The sequence below is a fragment of the Buttiauxella sp. WJP83 genome (genome assembly GCF_027594725.1).
In the GTDB taxonomy this organism is placed as follows: Bacteria; Pseudomonadota; Gammaproteobacteria; order Enterobacterales; family Enterobacteriaceae; genus Buttiauxella; species Buttiauxella selenatireducens.
Map to the genome: position 1 here is coordinate 306,174 of NZ_CP110080.1, position 22,567 is coordinate 328,740.

18 protein-coding genes are annotated in these 22,567 nt (G+C 51.4%); 6 read left to right on the forward strand and 12 right to left on the reverse strand.

The genetic code is table 11. The annotated features are described in order from the left end of the window. The first annotated feature begins 209 nt into the window (after positions 1-209). Together malP and malQ are read left to right on the forward strand one after the other, a co-directional pair. Positions 210-2,612: a maltodextrin phosphorylase gene (gene malP, locus OH773_RS01355; protein WP_270142364.1), complete on the forward strand. Its 2,403-nt coding sequence runs from the start codon at positions 210-212 to the stop codon at positions 2,610-2,612. Between the two features lie 8 nt (positions 2,613-2,620). Beyond that, positions 2,621-4,702: a 4-alpha-glucanotransferase gene (gene malQ / locus OH773_RS01360; RefSeq protein ID WP_270142367.1), complete on the forward strand. Its 2,082-nt coding sequence runs from the start codon at positions 2,621-2,623 to the stop codon at positions 4,700-4,702. Between the two features lie 141 nt (positions 4,703-4,843). On the opposite strand, the gene nfuA is transcribed toward malQ, so the two are convergent. Next, a complete protein-coding gene (gene nfuA, locus OH773_RS01365; RefSeq protein ID WP_270142369.1) occupies positions 4,844-5,419 on the reverse strand; it encodes a Fe-S biogenesis protein NfuA in 576 nt (191 codons plus the stop codon). A 58-nt stretch (positions 5,420-5,477) separates the two neighbouring features. After that, on the reverse strand, positions 5,478-6,164 hold the full coding sequence (gntX, locus tag OH773_RS01370; RefSeq protein WP_270142372.1) for a DNA utilization protein GntX: 687 nt from the start codon (positions 6,162-6,164) through the stop codon (positions 5,478-5,480). Between the two features lie 38 nt (positions 6,165-6,202). Between gntX and bioH the strand changes: the two genes are divergently transcribed. Next, entirely contained in the window at positions 6,203-6,979 is a 777-nt protein-coding gene (gene bioH, locus OH773_RS01375) for a pimeloyl-ACP methyl ester esterase BioH (protein WP_270142374.1), read from the forward strand. Positions 6,980-7,021: 42 nt separating this feature from the next. Here bioH and feoC read toward each other — a convergent pair whose 3' ends face one another. The 5 genes from feoC to greB form a co-directional block, all read right to left on the reverse strand. Next, on the reverse strand, positions 7,022-7,261 hold the full coding sequence (feoC, locus tag OH773_RS01380; protein ID WP_183272294.1) for a [Fe-S]-dependent transcriptional repressor FeoC: 240 nt from the start codon (positions 7,259-7,261) through the stop codon (positions 7,022-7,024). A gap of 9 nt (positions 7,262-7,270) precedes the next feature. Then, complete coding sequence (feoB, locus tag OH773_RS01385; protein ID WP_270142377.1) at positions 7,271-9,592, reverse strand: Fe(2+) transporter permease subunit FeoB; 2,322 nt, start codon at positions 9,590-9,592, stop codon at positions 7,271-7,273. A gap of 54 nt (positions 9,593-9,646) precedes the next feature. After that, the gene (gene feoA, locus OH773_RS01390) at positions 9,647-9,871 is read right to left on the reverse strand and encodes a ferrous iron transporter A (protein ID WP_183272296.1); all 225 of its coding nucleotides are present in this window, start codon (positions 9,869-9,871) and stop codon (positions 9,647-9,649) included. 429 nt (positions 9,872-10,300) lie between these two features. Next, positions 10,301-12,631, reverse strand: coding sequence for a Tex family protein (locus tag OH773_RS01395; protein WP_270142379.1), 2,331 nt, complete (start codon positions 12,629-12,631; stop codon positions 10,301-10,303). 120 nt (positions 12,632-12,751) lie between these two features. Continuing rightward, positions 12,752-13,225: a transcription elongation factor GreB gene (greB, locus tag OH773_RS01400; protein WP_270142381.1), complete on the reverse strand. Its 474-nt coding sequence runs from the start codon at positions 13,223-13,225 to the stop codon at positions 12,752-12,754. Positions 13,226-13,461: 236 nt separating this feature from the next. Between greB and ompR the strand changes: the two genes are divergently transcribed. Together ompR and envZ are read left to right on the forward strand one after the other, a co-directional pair. Then, a complete protein-coding gene (gene ompR, locus OH773_RS01405) occupies positions 13,462-14,181 on the forward strand; it encodes an osmolarity response regulator transcription factor OmpR (protein ID WP_001157751.1) in 720 nt (239 codons plus the stop codon). Further along, positions 14,178-15,536, forward strand: coding sequence for a two-component system sensor histidine kinase EnvZ (gene envZ, locus OH773_RS01410; RefSeq protein ID WP_183272299.1), 1,359 nt, complete (start codon positions 14,178-14,180; stop codon positions 15,534-15,536). Before ompR ends, envZ begins: the two co-directional genes overlap by 4 nt. Before the next feature lie 50 nt (positions 15,537-15,586). Here envZ and pckA read toward each other — a convergent pair whose 3' ends face one another. The 5 genes from pckA to OH773_RS01435 form a co-directional block, all read right to left on the reverse strand. Further along, complete coding sequence (gene pckA, locus OH773_RS01415) at positions 15,587-17,206, reverse strand: phosphoenolpyruvate carboxykinase (ATP) (protein ID WP_270142385.1); 1,620 nt, start codon at positions 17,204-17,206, stop codon at positions 15,587-15,589. A gap of 285 nt (positions 17,207-17,491) precedes the next feature. Then, positions 17,492-18,370: an Hsp33 family molecular chaperone HslO gene (gene hslO, locus OH773_RS01420; RefSeq protein WP_270142387.1), complete on the reverse strand. Its 879-nt coding sequence runs from the start codon at positions 18,368-18,370 to the stop codon at positions 17,492-17,494. Positions 18,371-18,394: 24 nt separating this feature from the next. Beyond that, positions 18,395-18,796 (reverse strand): ribosome-associated heat shock protein Hsp15, encoded by a 402-nt coding sequence (gene hslR / locus OH773_RS01425; RefSeq protein WP_270142390.1) that lies wholly within the window; start codon positions 18,794-18,796, stop codon positions 18,395-18,397. Continuing rightward, the gene (gene yrfG, locus OH773_RS01430) at positions 18,796-19,476 is read right to left on the reverse strand and encodes a GMP/IMP nucleotidase (protein ID WP_270142392.1); all 681 of its coding nucleotides are present in this window, start codon (positions 19,474-19,476) and stop codon (positions 18,796-18,798) included. Before yrfG ends, hslR begins: the two co-directional genes overlap by 1 nt. Before the next feature lie 61 nt (positions 19,477-19,537). After that, complete coding sequence (locus tag OH773_RS01435) at positions 19,538-21,679, reverse strand: intracellular growth attenuator family protein (RefSeq protein ID WP_270142394.1); 2,142 nt, start codon at positions 21,677-21,679, stop codon at positions 19,538-19,540. A 296-nt stretch (positions 21,680-21,975) separates the two neighbouring features. Between OH773_RS01435 and nudE the strand changes: the two genes are divergently transcribed. Continuing rightward, positions 21,976-22,536 (forward strand): ADP compounds hydrolase NudE, encoded by a 561-nt coding sequence (nudE, locus tag OH773_RS01440; protein ID WP_270142397.1) that lies wholly within the window; start codon positions 21,976-21,978, stop codon positions 22,534-22,536. The last annotated feature ends 31 nt before the right edge of the window (positions 22,537-22,567 follow it).

Genomic DNA, 22,567 nt, shown 5'->3' on the forward strand with positions numbered 1-22,567 from the left:
TCATTCATGAAATGTTAGATGTCTAAGTGAAAACTCAGTGCTGGTGGGCGTTTGAGATAGGCGCGCCTCATTTTAAGTGGTGGCGATCACATTTTTAGCTACTCCCCACTACTCCTCCCTCCCTAATCCGACTCAGGAGGAGGAATTAGCCCTGGTCACCCTGCACACTAGCGGGTAATGAAATTAGAACATCACAGGACCGAGCCCTTATGTCACAGACGACCTTCAATAAAGCACAATTTCAGGCTGCACTGACACGTCAGTGGCAGCGTTATGGGTTGCTTTCAGCTTCCGAAATGAACCCGCACCAATGGTGGCATGCTGTCAGTGGCGCGCTTGCCGAATTGCTGGCAGCAACGCCTGCGGCTAAACCTGAAAAAAATCAGCGCCACGTAAACTACATCTCAATGGAGTTTTTGATTGGTCGTCTGACGGGTAACAATTTGCTGAACCTTGGCTGGTATCAGGACGTCGCTGATGAACTGAAAACGTTCGATATCAACCTGACCGATTTGCTGGAAGCGGAGACCGATCCGGCATTGGGTAATGGCGGGTTGGGGCGTCTTGCTGCGTGCTTCCTGGATTCCATGGCAACCGTCGGCCAGTCAGCGATTGGCTACGGGCTGAATTACCAGTACGGTTTGTTCCGCCAGTCCTTTAAAGACGGGCAGCAGATGGAAGCCCCTGACGACTGGAAACGTGGCAGTTATCCATGGTTCCAGCACAATTCCGCGCTCGACGTGCAAGTGGGTGTTGGCGGTAAAGTCGTCAAAGACGGCAAGACTGTTCGCTGGGAGCCTGCATTTGTGTTCCACGGCGAAGCCTGGGATTTGCCGGTTGTTGGCTACCGTAACGGCATCGCGCAACCGCTCCGTTTGTGGCAGGCAAAACATGCTCATCCATTTGATTTAACTAAATTCAACGACGGCGACTTCCTGAAAGCAGAGCAGCAGGGTATCGACGCTGAAAAACTGACTAAAGTGCTTTACCCGAACGACAACCACCTGAATGGCAAAAAACTGCGCCTGATGCAGCAGTATTTCCAGTGCGCGTGTTCTGTGGGCGATATCTTACGCCGTCACCATTTGGCAGGCCGTAAGCTTAAAGAGCTGGCGGATTACGAAGTCATTCAGCTGAACGATACCCATCCGACTATCGCTATTCCTGAGCTGTTACGTGTGCTTATCGACGAGCACCAGCTGAGCTGGGATGACGCCTGGGCCATTACCAGTAAAACCTTTGCGTATACCAACCACACACTGATGCCTGAAGCGCTGGAGTGCTGGGACGAGAAACTGGTGAAAGCGTTGCTGCCGCGCCATATGCAGATCATCAACGAAATTAATGCCCGCTTTAAGAAGCTGGTGGACAAAACCTGGCCTGGCGACGAAGCCGTGTGGGCGAAACTGGCAGTGGTCCACAACAAGCAAGTTCGCATGGCGAATATGTGTGTGGTCAGTGGTTTTGCAGTAAACGGTGTGGCAGCGCTGCACTCCGATCTGGTGGTCAAAGATCTGTTCCCGGAATATCACCAGCTATGGCCGAACAAATTCCACAACGTCACCAACGGTATTACACCACGTCGCTGGATCAAACAGTGCAACCCGGCACTTGCGGCACTGCTCGATAAAAAGCTCAAGAAAGAGTGGGCAAACAATCTGGACGTGCTCGAAGGTCTGGAAAAGTATGCTGATGATGCGAAATTCCGTAAGGAATACCGCGACATCAAATATCAAAACAAAGTGAAGCTGGCTGCCTTTGTTAAACACCGCACTGGTATTGTCATCAGCCCAGATGCGTTGTTTGACGTACAGATCAAGCGCCTGCACGAGTACAAACGCCAGCACCTGAACCTGCTGCACATTTTGGCGCAGTACAAAGAAATCCGTGAAAACCCGACCGCCTCCCGCGTGCCGCGTGTGTATCTGTTCGGTGCAAAAGCGGCACCGGGTTACTACCTGGCTAAGAACATTATCTTCGCCATCAACAAAGTTGCGCATGCCATCAACAACGATCCGGTGGTTGGCGATCAACTGAAAGTGGTATTCCTGCCGGATTACTGTGTCTCTGCGGCAGAGGTGATGATTCCGGCGGCTGATATTTCTGAGCAAATCTCTACTGCAGGTAAAGAGGCTTCTGGCACCGGTAACATGAAACTGGCTCTGAATGGCGCGCTGACCGTGGGCACGTTGGATGGGGCAAATGTGGAAATCGCCGAGAAAGTCGGTGAGCAAAACATCTTTATCTTCGGCCATACCGTGGAAGAAGTGAAAGCGCTGAAGGCCAAAGGCTACGACCCAGTGAAATGGCGTAAAAAAGACAAAGTGCTGGATGCGGTACTTAAAGAGCTGGAGAAGGGCGTTTATAGCGATGGCGATAAACAAGCCTTCGACCAGATGCTGCACAGCATCGGCAAACAAGGCGGCGACCCGTATTTAGTGATGGCCGATTTCACGGCGTATGCGGAAGCGCAAAAGCTTGCAGATGCACTGTATCTCGACCAGGAAGCCTGGACGCGCGCGGCCATTCTGAATACGGCGCGTTGCGGTATGTTCAGCTCCGATCGTTCTATTCGTGATTATCAACAACGCATCTGGCAGGCAAAACGCTAAGGGAACGCATGGACAGCAAACGTCTTGATAACGCCGCCCTGGAGGCGGGAATTAGCCCAAACTACATTAACGCCCATGGCAAACCGCAGGCGATACCTGCGGATACCAAGCAGCGTTTGCTGGAAGCCATGAACCGTACTGTCACCTTGAAAAAGGTGGCAGTCACACCCGTGGCGAATGTCCTGGTGTTTACTTCTGGCACTCGCATGGCGACGGTATTGGAAGGAAACGGTGAGTACACCTGGCATCTGACCACCGAAGAGGGCAAGCAGCATAAAGGGCATGCACAGGCAGGCAAAAAGATGCTGCTGCCTGCAACACTGCCGGAAGGCTATCACGACCTCACCGTCAGCCAGAATGAGCACCACTGGCAGTGCCGCGTGATTGTCGCGCCAAAGCGTTGTTATGAACCAGACGCGTTGATGCGGGATGAAAAACTGTGGGGTGCGTGTGTTCAGCTTTACACCTTACGGTCTACGCATAACTGGGGTATTGGGGATTTCGGTGATTTACAACGCATGCTGGTGGATGTGGCAAAACGGGGTGGCTCGTTTATCGGCCTGAATCCTATTCATGCGCTCTATCCTGCGAATCCAGAAAGTGCCAGTCCGTATAGCCCGTCATCACGTCGTTGGTTGAACGTGATTTATATCGATGTGAACGCGGTTGACGATTTCTTGCTTAGCGATGAAGCGCAGACGTGGTGGAAAATGCCGACCACCCAGGCAACGTTGCAAGCGGCGCGAGATGCGCAGTGGGTCGATTATTCCACCGTGACCGTGCTGAAAATGGCTGCGTTGCGCATGGCGTGGAAGCAATTTTCTTTACGTGGCGCGCGGGACGAGCACGTCGTTGCCTTCCAGAAATTTGTGCAAGAAGGCGGCGATAGTCTCTACTACCAGGCGGCTTTCGATGCGCTGCACGCTTATCAGGTGAAAGAAGATCAAATGCGCTGGGGCTGGCCGGTGTGGCCGGAAGGTTTCCGCGATGCGCACAATCCTGAAGTCAAAGCGTTCTGTACCGAACACAGTGATGAAGTGAATTTCTATCTGTGGTTGCAATACCTTGCTTACGCCCAGTTTGAGATGTGCTGGCAAACCAGTCAAAGCTTTAAGATGCCGATTGGCCTGTATCGCGATTTAGCGGTTGGTGTGGCAGAAGGGGGCTCTGAAACCTGGTGTGACCGCGAGCTTTACTGCCTGAAAGCTTCCGTGGGTGCGCCGCCGGATATTCTTGGCCCGCTCGGGCAGAATTGGGGGTTGCCACCAATGGACCCGCATGTAATTACCGCGCGTGCCTATCAGCCGTTTATTGAGCTGTTGCGTTCTAATATGACCAGCTGTGGTGCGCTGCGTATTGACCACGTTATGTCGATGCTGCGTTTGTGGTGGATACCTTATGGTGAAACCGCAGACAAAGGCGCTTACGTGCATTATCCGGTGGACGATCTGCTGTCGATACTGGCGCTGGAAAGTAAACGCCATCACTGCATGGTTATCGGTGAGGATCTCGGTACGGTGCCGGTTGAGATCGTCGGCAAGCTGCGTGACAGCGGGGTTTACTCGTACAAAGTGCTCTATTTCGAGCACGATCAGGAAAAACAGTTCCGCGCCCCGAAATCGTGGCCGAAACAGTCGATGGCAGTTGCCACCACTCACGATTTGCCGACACTGCGCGGTTACTGGGAAAGCGGCGATCTGACGTTGGGTAAAACCCTTGGTCTGTATCCTGATGAAGAGATGCTGACTGAGTTGTATCAGGATCGCGAGCGTGCCAAACAAGGTTTGTTGGATAGCCTGCATGAATATGGCTGTCTGCCAAAACGCGCAGGCCATAAAGCCTCGCTGATGGCGATGACGGCCACGCTAAATCGCGGAATGCAACGCTACATTGCTGATAGCAATAGCGCCCTGTTGGGTTTGCAGCCGGAGGATTGGTTAGGTATTGCGGAGCCTGTGAATATTCCGGGGACTAGCTATCAGTATAAAAACTGGCGGCGCAAGTTATCGACCTCGCTTGAGGAGATGTTCGCAGACGACGAAGTGAATAAGTTGCTGAAGGATTTGGATAAGCGACGTAAGAAGAGGTAGTTCTGGTTCCCCTCACCCCGACCCTCTCCCAAAGGAGAGGGGGAAAACACTCGATCAGTTCCCTCTCCCAAAGGAGAGGGGGGAAAACACTCGATCAGTTCCCTCTCCTGTGGGAGAGGGCTAGGGTGAGGGCTAGATAAATCAATAGTACGAGTGCTCGCCACGCTGGTGCTCGGTCAAATCACGAACACCTTTCAGTTCAGGGAACTCGGCCAGCAGTTGTTTTTCGATGCCTTCTTTCAGGGTCACGTCTACCATTGAACAGCCGTTACAGCCGCCGCCGAATTGCAGAATCGCAAAACCTTCATCGGTAATTTCCATCAGCGTGACACGGCCGCCGTGGCCAGCCAGCTGTGGATTTACCGTGGCTTGTAGCATGTACTCAACGCGTTCCATTAACGGCGCATCATCAGAAACCTTACGCATTTTGGCGTTTGGCGCTTTCAGCGTCAGTTGTGAACCGAGTTGGTCGGTAACGAAATCAATTTCGGCATCTTCAAGATAAGGTGCGCTTAACTCATCCACATACGCGGTCAACTGCTCGAATTTAAGGGCAGTATCTGATGCTTCTACCGCATCCGGCGGACAGTAAGAAACCCCGCACTCCGCATTTGGAGTACCAGGATTAATGACGAATACGCGAATTTGCGTCCCTTCTTCCTGACCTGCCAGTAGTTTGGCAAAGTGGGATTGTGCTGAATCGGAAATACGGATCATAACGATTGCTCAATAGTTGACTATTTTAGTCGGTTATAATACGCCCATCATCGAGGGTCTACAAGGTTCGACAAAGGCACCATACCTGGATAGTCGCCGCGCCCTGCTTTTTCAGCAATCGCGCAATTTCCGCCACCGTACTGCCCGTCGTGACGACATCATCCACAATAATTATATGGCGGCCTGCCACGGGAAAATCAACCCTGAAAGCGCCTTTTAGATTGTTGCGCCGCTGCCGGGCAGTGAGTTGATGTTGTGTTTGTGCGGCACGAATTCGAATAATCCCCTTTGGGAAATAGTCACACTGTAACCAGCGTGAAAGCGAGCGTGCCAGCAGGTCACTTTGGTTAAAGCCACGGCGCCAGGCACGACGTGAATGCAGTGGAACACTGACCATGCAATCAGGTTTTGGCTGCGGGCGGTTATTGCGTCTTGCCTCCAGAACGCGTAGCAACAGCAAACGCGCTAACGCCGGAGCCAGCGCGACGGTACCGTTGAATTTGAATCGCTGCACGAGATGGCTCAGCGGCGGACAGTAATCGGTCACGAACAGCAGCGCATCCCAGAGCGGGGGTCTTTGCAGACATCGGCCACAAAGCGTATGCGTATTCGCGCTGGGTAATCCACAGCGCGGGCAGCAAGGCGGTGGTTTAGGCAAAGCGCTGCTACATCGAGAGCATATCCCCCAATGTGCACAGGCGAGCGGCATTCGGCATAGCCAACACAGGCCCGGGATTGTTAGCATGTTCGCTTCCTTGCGCAGAAAAATGAGAACAGTAACTGATGAGTAAGCTTTGGTGGCAGACAAAAGGTGAAGGAAAAGACGATCTTGTGCTGCTGCACGGATGGGGATTGAACGCGGAAGTGTGGCATTGCATTTGCGAGGAATTAAGCTCGCATTTTCGTCTTCATCTTGTCGACTTACCCGGTTACGGTCGAAGCCAGGATTTTGGTGCACTGACACTTGAGGAAATGGCCGAGACGGTATTGGCACACGCGCCGGAGAAGGCAATTTGGCTGGGCTGGAGTTTGGGCGGGCTGGTGGCAAGCCAGATTGCGTTAACTCATCCGCAACGCGTGAGAGGGTTGGTGACCATTGCGTCCTCGCCTTGCTTCACTGCTCAGGGTGACTGGCCGGGCATCAAACCTGAAATTCTGGCGGGTTTCCAACAGCAATTGAGTGAAGATTTTCAGCGTACCGTAGAGCGTTTTTTGGCGTTACAAACGCTGGGTACAGAAACCGCCCGCCAGGATGCTCGCCGCCTGAAATCTGTGGTTCTCGAGCAGCCAATGCCAAGTGTTGAGGTGCTAAACGGTGGCCTGGAGATCCTGAAAACGGCGGATTTACGCCAGCCGCTCGGCCAGCTAACACTGCCGTTTTTACGCTTGTATGGGCATCTTGATGGGTTGGTGCCGCGAAAAGTCGCGGGCTTGTTGGAAGCGCTTTGGCCACAAAGTGAAGCCGTGGTTTTCCCAAAAGCCGCCCATGCGCCGTTTATTTCGCACCCGCAGGATGTTTGCCAGGTGCTGGAAGATTTTCAAAAGCGCCTTAAAGATTAAATAAAAAGGGCAGGATCCAAATCCTGCCCTTTCTCATTTATTTCAGGCCCGTAGCGCCCAAACTTCACGAATACATTTTTTACCTTCCGGGCAGCTTTTACAGCTTCCCGTCAGGCAGTCGTTTGGGTCTTCGGTGATGCGCATGGCTTTGCCCATCGCTTCAAGACGACTCAGCATCGCGTTTACCAGCGGCAACGGTGTGGAGAGCTGTTGGCTAATTTGCGTCGCATCCAGACGGCCTTGCAGCGCCAGCGCATCACGAATCTCAATTAAACTCGCCATACCTTCTCCTTAGTGACAATCGCCCGTGGTGCTTTTGCAGCACGCGGCTTCGACAGTTTTACGTGTCGTCATCAGGCTAACATCCACACGGCTACGCGCCCGGCGCAAACCACCTATCAACAGCACATTGAACAATACCACCGCGAGAATACAGACCAGGCTGTATTGCGGATGCGCACTAAACGTCACGGTCTGGTAGTAAAGCGTAGAAAGCGAGTAAGCAATATTCAGCCCCCAAAGTACGGAGAACATCATCCAGCCACGGCTTGATTCACGTGCCACTGCGCCCATCACGGAAATACATGGGATGTAGAGCAGAACGAAAATCAGGTAGCTGTAAGCCGCTGCTGCGCTGCCAAATTTGCTGCTCATGACGCCCATTGCTCCGCTTGCCATTTCGCCGTCGCCTTTACTGGCTTCGATTGGGTTGGCCAGCACGCTTAAGCTAAAGGTGTCTTTCAGACTCTGCCAGGTTTCGCCTGCGGCTGCACCTAACTCATCAAGCAGATTGAAGTTGGCTGCATCAAACGGTTCTTCATGCATATCTTCTGCGGTGTAGAGGGTGTTGAGTGTACCAACCACCACTTCTTTCGCCATTGCCCCAGTGAACAGGCCAACGGTCGCTTGCCAGTTGTCTTCATGCACGCCAATCGGCTTCAACAGCGGGGTGAGTACGCGGCTAACCGACGCCAGCGCAGAATCATTAATGTTGTCCACTTCTTTGCCGCTAAACGAGAAGCTATTCAGCGCACCGATGAAAATACTGACGATGACGATAACTTTACCAGCACGCAGCACGAAGCCTTTCAGGCGTTGCCAGGTTTGCAGCAACAAGCTTTTCAGGTGTGGGACGTGATACACCGGCAGTTCCATGACAAACGGCGTGGCTTCACCGCGCATGATGGTGTGTTTGAGCATCAGACCGGTCAGAATCGCCATCACAATGCCAAGAATGTAGAGCGAGAAGACGACCAACGCCCCCTGCTGGCCGAAGAAGGCCGCAGCAAACACCGCAAAAATAGCCAGACGTGCACCGCATGACATAAACGGCGCCATCATGATGGTCATCAGGCGTTCACGCGGGGCATCCAGCGTACGCGCCCCCATTACTGACGGCACGTTACAGCCGAATCCGACAATTAACGGTACGAAGGATTTGCCTGGCAAGCCGAGGGATTGCATCAGGCGGTCCATAACAAACGCCGCGCGCGCCATGTAACCGGAGTCCTCAAGGAAGGAGAGGAACAGATACATCATGCCGATTTGCGGCACCAACGGCAGCACGGTGTTAATACCGCCACCGATACCCTGCGCGAGGAAAATTGTCAGCCAACCTGGGAAGTGCAATGTTGCGCCTATCCACTGAATGCCGTGGATAAAGATAGCCGCAGAACCACCGTCGAAAATCGGCTGCAGCGCGCCACCGATGTTAATCGCCAGCAAGAACATCAGATACATCACCAGCAGGAAAACAGGCAAGCCGAGGAAGCGGTTCAGGATTATTTTATCCATCATCGCGGTGAGGCGATGCGGTTCGGCGGTCAGACTGTTGCTGATGGAATCGCAGATGGCGGCGATAGTTTGATAACGCGCATCGGCAATCAGGAGTGCCGGATCTTCATTTTCTTCAGTCAGTTGGGTGCGAATGGCATCCAACTTTTCAGCGGCTTGACCGGCATATTCCCGGCTATAGATATCGCCTTCAAGCATTTGCAAGGCCAGCCATTGGCGTTGCTGCGCAGGCATATCCTCTGGCATTTCTGCTGCCAGTGTCCGGGCGTTTTCAAGTAGTTTCGGTGGGTAAAGGACTAAGTCGGTATGTGCATTAGGCTGGCGGCGGTCGATTGCCAGCTTCAGCCCTTCCATACCACGACCACGAGTCGATACTAATGGAACCACCGGGCAACCCAGGCGTGCTGCAAGGGCATCGATATCAATACGAATGTTTTGCTTCTCAGCAATGTCGAGCATGTTGAGCGCGACCACGCATGGAATACCCAACTCGAGAAGTTGCAGCGTTAAATACAGATTGCGCTCGAGGTTTGACGCATCGACCACGTTTATCAGCAAGTCTGCTTCGCCGCTCAGAATGTAGTGGCAGGCGATTTGTTCATCGAGCGATGTCTGCGATGAGATGGTGGTCAGCGAGTAGGTGCCCGGCAAGTCGACCAGCGTGACTTGATGTGCCAACGTTGAAAACTGACCTTCTTTACGTTCAACAGTAACGCCCGCCCAGTTACCCACTCGTTGGCGTGCGCCGGTGAGTTGGTTGAATAACGTGGTTTTCCCGGAGTTAGGGTTACCGATTAAGCCGATAGTTAATTTTTTCATTTTATTCGTGAACTTAAAGAAAATAGCAACGAGCGCGAGCGCTCACCCCGCCAGTCAGGCAATGGCTTCAACGTGCAGCAGTTCGAGATCTTTTTTGCGCAATACCAAACTGACGCGACGCGTTTCGATATGAATGGGATCGCCTAAAGGCGCGACACGTACTACGTTAAAGGACGAGCCTGGTAACATACCGAGCGATAATAATTTCTGGCGATATGAAGGGCTGATTTCGTTGGCAAAGCCGATAATTTTCCACGAGCTACTTGGCAAGAATCGCATAGGACCTACTTAGAGCTGGGCTCTTTAATTGCGCTAACGAGAAACGCTAACAAGAATTTTCTTTGGATGGAGGAGAATTAACGAACAAACCAATGATAATGAGAATGGTTTCTGTCTTCAATAAATATTTTTATGATGAATATGACGATATGGCTTATTTCACAGGAAGCAGAAGTTTATTATATGGGAAGGTTTTGAAAGATGGTTTTTATATAAATAACAGCAATAACAATGAGTTGTGTTTATTTTGAATTGATAAAATTATTATTTTATCTCTGTTAATGTTGTCTGGATATTTCAAGTGTTACGCATTTGATAAATATTAGTGCTGTTTTATATCGCGGTGAAAATTGATCTGCCGCAAATTATTAAATCAGACTTTTTCCGCTCTCTCCGGGTTAAGAGGAGAGAGCGGAATTAAAAAGCGGATTAGCGTTTCTTGCCTAATGCCGCTGCCAGAGCGTCACTCATCGCAGAGTTACCGCTACTACTTGCGGCATTATCACGCCCACGAGGTTTCTGCTGTTGTGCCGGACGACGTTCAGTTTGTTCACGTGGTGCGCTGCTACGGCGGTTGGACTCACCTGGTTGCTCATCAAGACGCATCGTGAGCGCAATACGTTTACGCGCCAGATCCACTTCCATCACCTTCACTTTGACGATGTCACCGGCTTTCACCACTTTGTGTGGGTCATCGATGAATTTGTCTGAAAGCGAGGAGATGTGAACTAAACCATCCTGATGTACGCCGATATCCACAAATGCGCCAAAGTTGGTCACGTTGGTGACCGCGCCTTCCAGCACCATGCCAGGCTGCAGGTCGTTCATGGTTTCTACGCCATCAGCGAACTTCGCGGTTTTGAACTCAGGGCGCGGATCGCGGCCAGGTTTTTCCAGCTCTTTGATGATGTCGGTAACCGTTGGTACACCGAAACGCTCATCGGTAAATTCACGAGCGCTCAGGCCGCGCAGTGCTTCACCGTTGCCCATCAAATCCTGTAACGCTTGTTCGGTCGCGGCCAGGATGCGCTCGACAACCGGATACGCTTCCGGGTGAACCGTTGAGGCATCCAGCGGGTTATCACCACGGTTTATACGCAGGAAGCCCGCACACTGCTCGAAGGCTTTCGGCCCTAAACGGCTGACTTTAAGCAACTGTTGGCGGTTCTGGAAACGGCCATTTTCATCGCGCCAGTTGACGATGTTCTGCGCCATCATGCGCGTTAAACCTGCCACGCGAGTCAATAGCGGCACTGAAGCGGTATTCAGATCCACGCCCACGGCGTTTACGCAGTCTTCCACCACGGCATCCAGTTTCTTCATCAACTGGGACTGGCTGACGTCGTGCTGATACTGGCCGACACCGATAGATTTCGGGTCGATTTTCACCAACTCTGCCAGCGGATCTTGCAGGCGACGAGCAATAGAAACCGCGCCACGAATCGACACGTCCAAGTCAGGGAACTCCAGCGCCGCCAGTTCCGATGCGGAATAGACGGAGGCACCCGCTTCACTAACAATCACTTTTTGCGCGGTGACTTTCGGGAATTGTTCTTGCACATCGAGGAAGAAACGTTCGGTTTCACGCGATGCCGTGCCGTTGCCGATGGCAACCAACTCGACGTTGTATTTCTCGCACAGTGCTGCAACGACGACGGCGGCTTTCGCTGCCTGCCCGGTGTGCGGGTAGATGGTGTCGAAGGCGACCAGTTTGCCGGTTGAATCCACAACCGCCACTTTCACGCCGGTACGCAGACCAGGATCGAGGCCCATAGTCGCACGCAGGCCTGCCGGCGCAGCCATCAGAAGATCGTGAAGGTTGCGGGCGAAAACGTTGATAGCTTCGTCTTCGGCGCGTTCGCGCACGGTTCCCATCAGCTCAGTTTCAAGGTGCATCAGCACTTTGATACGCCAGGTCCAGCTCACTACTGCACGGCGCCAGGCGTCCGCAGGGGCATTGTTCAGACGCAAACCGAGATGGTCGATAATCAGCTGTTCGCAATAGCTTTCACGCGGTGGCTCGTCGTGCTGCGGGTCGGCATTCAGCGCGAGCTGTAAAAACCCTTCGTTGCGGCCACGGAACATGGCGAGCGCACGGTGGGAGGGAACGGTGGCAATCGGTTCGTGATGGTCGAAGTAGTCACGGAATTTCGCGCCTTCCTCTTCTTTACCGCTCACCACATTGGCAACCAGATGCGCGTTCTTCCACAGATAGTTACGCACTTTTGCCAGCAGCGCTGCATCTTCGGCAAAGCGCTCCATCAGAATATAGCGTGCGCCATCGAGAGCGGCTTTGGTATCGGCAACACCTTTATCGGCATCAACGAAACGGGCGGCTTCTTCTTCTGGTGTGTGTGACGGCTCGTTCCAAAGCAGTTCGGCCAAAGGCTCAAGACCGGCTTCAATCGCAATTTGCCCGCGCGTACGACGTTTTTGTTTATACGGTAAATAGAGGTCTTCGAGCTCGGTTTTGCTCAGCGTGCCATTGATGGCCGCGGCGAGTTCGTCACTCAATTTGCCTTGTTCAGTAATGGATTTGAGGATGGTCTGGCGGCGATCTTCTAGTTCGCGCAGATAGCCCAGACGAGTCTCCAGCTGACGCAGTTGCGTGTCGTCCAGCCCGCCGGTGACTTCCTTACGATAACGTGCAATAAACGGCACGGTATTCCCTTCATCCAGCAGGCGAACGGCGGCATCAACCTGTTCATTTTTGGCTTTTAGCTCGCTGGCGATAATGCGGCAGAGTGAATCATTCATCATGGCTTTTTCATCAGTGTGAGTCGAAATTTCAGGGGTATGTTATACGGATTGGAGGGTGAAAATGCCAGCCACCGCGCCCGAGAGGTGATGAATCGGACTGTTCTGTGGCTGGGATGTGGGCTATTTCACATACTCGATATTATTGACGTACCACTGCGCTTCACCTGCAGGTGTTTGCACAATGGCGAGGTCGCCCACTTCTTTTTTCAGTAGGGCACGAGCCATCGGGGAGTCGATAGAGATGTAATCTTTGCGTCCAAATATTTCGTCATACCCCACGATACGAAAACGCAGTTGGTTTCCGTCGTCGTTTTCAATTTCAACCCACGCGCCAAAGAACACTTTTCCTTCTTGCTGCGGGGAATAGTCGACAATTTTCAATTGTTCGAGGCATTTCGTGAGATATCGCACTCTGCGATCTATTTCTCGCAGCCTTTTTTTGTTGTACTGGTAGTCGGCATTTTCACTGCGATCGCCAAGACTTGCCGCCCAGGTGACCTTTTTTGTCACCTCTGGACGCTCGACGCGCCACAAAGCGTCCTTTTCTTGTTTTAGCTTTTCATAGCCTTCGCGGGTAATTAATGGCGTTTTCATCATCAAGCCTTGAATGAGTAGCACAATAAAGGTGATTTAAACCGAAATATCAGGGTGATGGCAATCCCAGAAATTTGCGAACCAAGTCATCATTTTTGGTTAAAAAGAGTCTATAACCATCTGTTTAATATGCTTTGTAACAATTTCGACTAGAATATATACCAGATTTGACTGGTCGTAACGCCGCAGTTTTTTAAGAATACGCACTCACTGTTCGAGCCTTTGGGAGTATAAGAATGCAAGAGAACTATAAGATTCTGGTCGTGGATGACGACATGCGCTTACGTGCGCTGCTTGAACGTTATCTCACCGAACAAGGCTTCCAGGTCCGTAGCGTTGCTAACGCAGAACAGATGGATCGCCTGTTAACCCGTGAATCCTTCCACCTGATGGTACTTGACCTGATGTTGCCGGGCGAAGATGGCTTGTCTATCTGCCGTCGTCTGCGCAGCCAAAGCAACCCAATGCCAATCATTATGGTTACCGCGAAAGGCGAAGAAGTTGACCGTATCGTGGGGCTGGAAATTGGTGCTGACGATTACATTCCAAAACCATTTAACCCACGCGAACTGCTGGCCCGTATCCGTGCTGTTCTGCGCCGTCAGGCAAATGAACTGCCAGGTGCACCTTCTCAGGAAGAAGCGGTTATTGCCTTCGGTAAGTTTAAGTTGAACCTCGGTACTCGTGAGATGTTCCGTGAAGACGAGCCTATGCCATTAACCAGTGGCGAGTTCGCGGTGCTGAAAGCGCTGGTGAGCCATCCGCGCGAGCCATTATCACGCGATAAATTGATGAACCTGGCGCGTGGCCGTGAGTACAGCGCGATGGAGCGCTCTATCGATGTGCAGATTTCTCGTCTGCGCCGCATGGTTGAAGAAGACCCTGCGCATCCACGCTATATCCAGACCGTATGGGGTCTGGGCTACGTATTTGTGCCGGACGGTTCTAAGGCATGAGGCGAGTCCGCTTCTCCCCCAGAAGCTCGTTTGCCCGCACACTGTTATTGATCGTCACCTTGCTGTTCGTCAGCCTGGTGACGACCTATCTTGTGGTGTTGAACTTCGCCATTCTGCCGAGCTTACAGCAGTTTAATAAGGTATTGGCTTACGAAGTCCGTATGCTCATGACCGATAAACTGCAACTCGAAGATGGCACGCAACTGGTGGTTCCGCCTGCATTTCGGCGTGAAATCTACCGTGAGTTGGGAATTTCTCTGTATTCCAATGAAGCGGCGGAAGACGCGGGTTTGCGCTGGGCGCAGCATTACGAATTCCTCAGCCATCAAATGGCGCAGCAATTGGGTGGCCCAACAGAAGTGCGTGTTGAGGTTAACAAGAGCTCGCCGGTTGTCTGGCTGAAGACGTGGCTGTCGCCAAATATCTGGGTTCGTGTCCCCCTGACGGAAATTCATCAGGGCGATTTCTCGCCGCTGTTCCGCTATACGCTGGCAATAATGTTGCTCGCGATCGGTGGGGCCTGGCTGTTTATTCGTATTCAGAACCGACCCTTGGTTGACCTTGAGCATGCCGCTTTGCAAGTCGGTAAAGGCATTATTCCACCACCATTGCGCGAATATGGCGCGTCGGAGGTGCGTTCCGTTACCCGGGCCTTCAACCACATGGCCGCAGGTGTAAAACAGCTCGCCGATGACCGCACGCTATTAATGGCGGGGGTCAGTCACGATTTACGTACGCCGCTGACTCGTATTCGTCTGGCAACAGAAATGATGAGCGAGGAAGACGGGTATCTATCTGAATCGATTAACAAAGATATCGAAGAGTGTAATGCGATAATCGAGCAGTTCATCGATTACCTGCGTACCGGGCAAGAGATGCCGCTGGAAATTGCCGATCTCAATAGTGTATTGGGTGAAGTGGTGGCCGCAGAAAGTGGCTATGAGCGCGAAATTGATACCGATCTGCAAGCTGGCGAATTGCTGGTTAACATCCATCCGTTATCCATCAAACGCGCAGCCGCCAATATGGTGGTGAACGCGGCGCGATACGGTAATGGTTGGATTAAGGTAAGCAGTGGCGGCGAGCTCAACCGCGCATGGTTCCAGGTGGAAGATGATGGCCCAGGGATTAAACCTGACCAGCTTAAGCACCTGTTCCAGCCTTTTGTGCGTGGCGATAGCGCACGTAGCACCAGCGGAACCGGTTTGGGGCTGGCCATCGTGCAGCGCATTATCGACAACCATAACGGCTTGTTGGATATCGGCGTTAGTGAGCGGGGCGGTTTGCGGATACGGGCCTATCTACCAGTACCGATGAAGAAGTCTCCTCAACCTCTCAATGGTGAAAGAGAATAAAAAAAGCCTTCCCAGCTGGGAAGGCTTTTTAGTTTTCAGGTCAGGTCGAATTAAATCTTCGGCCCTGCACTCACTAGCGCTGCACCCGCTGGGGTGTCGGTGTATTTCTCGAAGTTCTCGATAAACAACGTAGCCAGTTGCTCCGATTTTTCCTGCCACATTTCTGGTGATGCGTAAGTATTGCGTGGGTCCAGGATATGGCTATCAACGCCTGCCAGTTCCGTTGGAACAGCAAGACCAAAGATTGGCAGCGTGAAGGTTTCGGTGTCGTCCAGAGAACCATCCAGAATGGCATCAATAATCGCGCGCGTATCTTTGATAGAAATACGTTTGCCGGTGCCGTTCCAACCGGTGTTAACCAGATAAGCCTGAGCACCCGCCGCTTGCATGCGTTTCACCAGCACTTCTGCATATTGTGTCGGATGCAGAGACAAGAATGCTGCGCCGAAACAGGCTGAGAAAGTCGGGGTGGGTTCAGTCACGCCGCGTTCAGTACCCGCCAGTTTAGCGGTAAAGCCTGACAGGAAGTGGTACTGCGTTTGATTTGCCGTCAGGCGCGAAACCGGAGGCAGAACACCAAAGGCATCAGCGGTCAGGAAGATAACTTTGTTGGCGTGACCCGCTTTAGAAACCGGTTTAACGATGTTATCGATATGGTAAATCGGGTAGGAAACACGGGTGTTTTCGGTTTTAGAACCGTCATCAAAATCGATTGAACCGTCATCGCGAACGGTGACGTTTTCCAGCAGCGCATCACGGCGAATCGCGTTAAAGATTTCCGGTTCGGCTTCTTTGGATAAACGAATGGTTTTCGCGTAGCAACCGCCTTCAAAGTTGAACACGCCGTCATCGTCCCAGCCATGTTCGTCATCGCCAATCAGGCGACGTTTTGGATCGGTAGAAAGCGTTGTTTTACCGGTGCCAGACAGACCGAAGAACACCGCCACATCACCTTTCTCACCGACGTTTGCCGAGCAGTGCATAGAGGCAATGCCTTTCAACGGTAGCAGGTAGTTCATGATAGAGAACATACCTTTCTTCATTTCGCCGCCGTACCAGGTCCCGCCAATCAATTGCACGCGCTCGGTAAGATTAAAAGCGATGAAGTTTTCAGAGTTCAATCCCTGCTCTTTCCATTGCGGGTTAGTGCATTTCGCACCATTCATCACCACAAAGTCAGCTTCGAAGGCTTCTAACTCTTCGTCAGTTGGACGAATGAACATGTTCTTAACGAAATGAGCCTGCCAGGCCACTTCGGTAATAAAACGAACGGAGAGGCGGGTGTCCGCGTTTGCACCGCAGAAAGCATCAATAATAAAGAGGCGTTTGCCGGAAAGTTGTTGGGTGACGAGGCCTTTCAGATGATGCCAGGTTTCTTCGCTGAGCGGTTTATTATCGTTTTTACCTTCGCCATTATCCGCCCACCAGAGGGTATCGCGCGTCGTGTTGTCACGGACAATGTATTTATCTTTTGGGGAACGCCCGGTAAAAATACCGGTATCAACAGCAATCGCACCGAGATTTGTTTCTATGCCGCGCTCAAAACCTTGCAGGTTGGGATTGAGTTCTTCACGGTACAACGTGTCGTAATCAGGGTTATAAATCACTTCACTTGCGTCATGAATTCCATAAGCCTTGAGATCTTGCGGGGTTATGCCTTTAACTCGCATTTCACTGCTCCTTAGCCAATTTGTACTGCTTAATATTGTAGGGTTGTTTATGGGTTGTTAACCGCGACACTTATCATAGATTTGAGCATCCACTCGAATCTATATAGCGGAAAACGCTGTGAAGCGAGTCGCAACGGGGTCAGAGTATGGCAGGAAATGCTGACCAGGCAGGGAAAATATTCTGAATATGTTAAAAAATAGTGCGATTAACGGACGAGGTGTGAGCGAGAGCGCAATTCTATGAAACGGAGGTTTGCCCTTCCACAGCGGGAAGGGCAAAAGATATCAATGAACCTGAGGATCTGCCGGGGAGGCGTTGTTGCGGATCTCAGCGATGTCCATGGAATTGAACACGTAATGGTTGCCGCAATAATCACAGTTCATGTCGATTTCACCTTCGTCTGCAATGATGCTGTTGACTTCTTCATCAGGCAGAGTTTTTAGTGCATCGGCACAGCGTTCACGTGAACACGTACATTTAAATTCGACCGTCTGCGGATCGTAAAGTGTCACTTCTTCTTCGTGGTACAAGCGCCACAGCACATCGTTGGCCGGTAACGTCAACAACTCTTCAGCCTTGATGGTTTCGGTCAGTGCTGCCAGGTGATTGAAATCATCTGCCTGAGCATCTTGTGCTGGCAGAACTTGCAACAGCATGCCGCCTGCAGCAGGTTTGCCTTCAACATCGCCAGTACGGATAAACAGGCGCGTCGGTAACTGCTCGGAACGTAAGAAGTAATCTTCCAGACACGCAGCCAGAGTATCGCCTTCAAGCCCTACGACGCCTTGATAGCGCTCGCCTTCAGCTGGCGTAATCGTGATCACCAGATAGCCGTTGCCCACCAGAGTTTTCAAGTCCGCATCAGCAGGGATTTCACCTTTAAAACGCGCAACACCGCGCATTTGCTGGTTATTATTGCCGTTAATCACTGCCAGGCTCATTGGACCGTCACCCTGTAATTGCACGGTGATATCGCCGTCAAATTTGAGGGTTGCCGTCAGCAGGCTGGTGGCGACCAGCAATTCACCGAGAATGGTTTTAACGGGAGCAGGATAATCATGGTTTTCCATGATGTGCTGCCAGGTATCGGAAACCGTTACCAGTTCACCGCGCACGGCGAAGTTTTCAAACAGGTAACGATGTAATTGGTCTTGTTGAGCCATAGTTTTCTCTCATTCAGATGGCAACTATTCGTTGCCACCGTGTTTAAATTTCATCAAATCGCGACGCTCTTTTTTATCGGGGCGACGGTCGGGGTGGGGCATAGTCAGCGCATTCATCTTGCGTGCCAGTGCCACTTTTTCCCGCTTAGTCATACTTTCTGCTGTCTCTTCATAGAGCTGCGAGGCATCCGTGGCTGGGCGACGCTGCTCTGTAACAGCCAGCACTTTGACAGTTTTCTCGTCATTGCCCTGGCGTAGCGTCAGCATGGCATTCAGCTCAACGATTTTACTCGGTTTGCTGCGCTGGCCGTTGTAATGCACCTTGCCGCCTTCGACCATTTCCCGGGCAATTGCGCGGGTTTTATAAAAACGCGCAGCCCACAGCCATTTGTCGAGACGCACACCTTCAGACGATTTTTCTTTCATCACGACTCCTTAAACATCAACTTCGGGAGTAGTCGGCGATAGTCGTTCAATGCAGGATGGCGTTGATAGGTTTTGTCGGCCTGGCCTGAATCGGGATTGGTCACGCCCAGACAATAGCGAATACCAAACTTCGCGGCGGAATCCAGAATCGGTTCGCTATCATCGATAAATAGCGTTCTCTCAGGTTCCAGCCCGGTATGCTCAGCAACAGCCTGCCACAACCGCTGATCTTCTTTCGGATAACCAAATGTGTGGGTGGAAAGTAATAAATCAAGGTGCTGAGCTAAACCTGTATGTTCGAGTTTGACCGCCAGATTATGTGGATGCGCGTTCGTCAATAAAATGCGGCGCTTCCCGCAGGATTTCAGGGCGTCGAGGAACGGAACGGTATCTTCACGTAATACTGCGTTTGGCCCTTGCGCGGTCGTCATCGCACAAATATCCAAACCCAGACGCTCACTCCAGTAATCCAAACAGTACCAGTTTAGTGTATGTTGCACGGCGTGATATTCCTGACGAATCAGCTGATGTGCTTCATCAAGTGGAATCGCTCTTTGCTGACTGACACATTCTGGTACCAGTTTCTGCCAGAAGTGATTATCGAACGCGAGATCCAACAACGTGCCGTCCATATCCAGCAAGACGGTATCGACATCTTGCCAGGCAATATCAATATGCATAGGGTCTTGGCCTGATTAAAAGAGACTGCGTGACAGGTTAGCACAACCTGTCACGTGAAGTTTAGAACAGCGGGCGTACAGCGGAGATCGCGGTCAGCGATGGATTCATGCAGTTGTCATAGTACTGCTGGATTTGCGCCAGACGGTTGCGGCTGCGGCGATATCGACAAATTGCCAGCGCACCGTTAACGAGTAGACAAACAATCATGCCGATAAGCAGCAGCGTGGTACTGATGTAACTCCACAGACTGCTGCTGTCCGGGACTCGGTGCAGTGAAATATGCTTCGTCCCGTTCGCATCCTGTCGAATGCCCGTAATAATTCCTTCGGCTTTAAACGGTGTTTTGAGAAGCATATCGGCTAGCCGTTGGAACTCTGTCCATTGCTCCTGCGCCGGAATGTCATACAACGGAACCGGTGGCAAAGGTTGGTCTACCAGGTCGCTGCCTTCGTCACTCATGATCACATATCCGCCGGGCGCTGGGCTATTGAGAGCCTGTGCCGCGCGTGATGTTTCTCGGATAAAGAACGGTGCCGTAGACGTGGTAACCAGATTATCCAGCGACTCGGCACTGACCGGACGCAGCAGAACATTCACGCCGGTGAGTTTTCCTGAATCCGCTTTTTTGGTCAGGGTATCCCAATCTTTTGTGTTGCCCAGATTCACCAAGGCATTTTTCAGCCGGATACATTCGTCATCAGTGGTGCAGAGTGCTTGGGTTTTCAGAACAATGCCAGCGAAATCATCCAGTAACACCATGCCTGATTTCTGAATGGCGCTGCGTAACTGCGGGTTAACTTTAGAATCATTGCTGGGCTGTGGATGAATTTGCCCGCTGACTGCCTGCGTCAATGCCGTGGCTTTGTCCATGATATCTGATTCCGGCACCGGCAGAGCCGGAGCGGTATTCCAGATGATTTGTGAGCAATCAAATGGGGTAAACGGATACGTTTGACGCGCGGTGTAGTTATCTGGCGTGTGAATATTACACATACCTGTACCGTTTACTTTCAACGTGTCGCCAACCCGGAGCGTTTTTTTATCGAGATCAGCCACCGTTTTGGCTTCGATAGTTTGCGCGCCTTCCAACCAGGACATACTCAGTTTGAGGGGCATTTCTAACGGAACCCAGACAGTCAACATTGTCAGCACCAACAGGCTGCCCATGGCAATCACCAGGTTGCGCACCCAATGCTGAATAGGGAAGTTGCGGACTTCATCATGCAAAGACAGAAAACGCCCCTGGCGAAGCACATGACGGTCGAGATAAATATCAATATCTGTTTTTTGCCCAAGATCCTGAGCAATGTAGGGTTGCCAGTGTGCAGGGTAAATCAGGTCGATTATCCCTAACGAGATATTGTTAATCTGTTCCTGATTCGACTCACCGAAAAGTCCCCAACGCTTAGGCGTACCGCGTAAGCAGTGGACTTCACGCAGTGCATTTTTTGTCGGAGGCGCGAACAAACCCCACAGACTTGCCGCCAGCAGCATAAAGGCGCCACCCACTAACCACGGTAAAACGACCGATGGGGTCACGAGGCACAAAAACAGCATTATGAAAGCCACACAAATGAGAATGGCCTCGCGCAGCCCATCAGGACGGCTTAGCGCGTATTCTTCAGGTGTTTCCTGACGGATATTCAGCAGCTCTATTTGTTCGCTTTCTTCACCGCGAATGGATGCCTGGCTGTGAGGGTTTTTCTCAAGAGCGAAACCAAAATTTTCGCTGCTGTAGTCGATAAGCGTATGCCCGTTAAGAGAAATCACTAACGGCATACTTTCAGTACGAATCAGCTCAACGTAGTTATCGTTGGTAATGTATTGTTCCCAGAATGGCGGAAGATGCACTTCTACAGAATCGAGATAGTAACGCCACTTATTAGGATCGTCTGTGGATAAGCCATATCGAGTGATGGAGCGTGTGAGCGACAGCGCAGTGTTACTCAACGCATTGAGGACCAGTTTGGTCGGCGCGGCACTGGCGCCAGAAGGCCCCACGATATCCTGCGTGCGGGCTAAAGATTCAATGTAGTTTTCAACCGCGGTGCGTTCTTCAGCGGTCAGCTTGCGTGAGGTCGCGCCAGTAAACGATTGTGCTTGCGATACTCGAGCGCGCAAGCGCAGGCTGCGCCAAATTAGCCACCCCGCAATTAAGACGCAGGCCAGCATAGCAGCTAAAAGAAGTAATAAGGTGCTCATGCTTTCCCCATCAAATACTCGTTTTCTTATTAAAACGCAGCAATATTATCGGCAGCCATGACATTAGTCTTGAGACATTTTTTTGTGCATAGCGTGCTGTAACATAATGTTAGCAAAGCGACTTTACGAGAAATATCAGCAAATTCCTATTTCAATTGCAACCTGTTGACATGTAGCAGAGACTTTGAAAAATCACTTAAAGTTACAAAAATGTAAATAATATCGAATGTTCATTGCGTGAGATATGTGGCATAACGCACAATGACGTACCTGCATTTACAGTTAGCCCAGCCACGATGAGTAAACCATTACAAAAACCGTCCATTTTACATGTTGAAACCGTGGCCCGTTCACGACTGTTTAATGTCGAAACGGTGGACCTGGAATTTAGCAACGGTGTGCGTCGCGTTTATGAGCGGATGCGCCCCTCTGCGCGCGAAGCTGTCATGATAGTCCCAATCATCGATAACCATTTGATTTTGATTCGTGAATACGCGGTTGGAACTGAATCTTATGAGCTTGGGTTCTCTAAAGGGTTAATTGATCCAGGTGAAACGGTCTTTGAAGCGGCGAATCGTGAGCTGAAAGAAGAGGTTGGATTTGGCGCTAATCAGCTGACATTCTTGAAAAAGCTGACGATGGCACCATCCTATTTCTCGAGCAAAATGAACATTGTGATTGCTGAAGATCTCTATCCCGAATCGCTGGAAGGTGATGAGCCAGAAGAGTTGCCGCAAGTTCGTTGGCCGCTGGAATCGCTGCTTGATTTGCTCGATGAAGAAGATTTTAGCGAAGCGCGAAATGTGAGTGCGCTTTTCTTAGTGCGGGAATGGCTGAAAGAACAAGGTCGATTATAACGTCTTTCTCAATCAGCCCGCCTCAATCGAA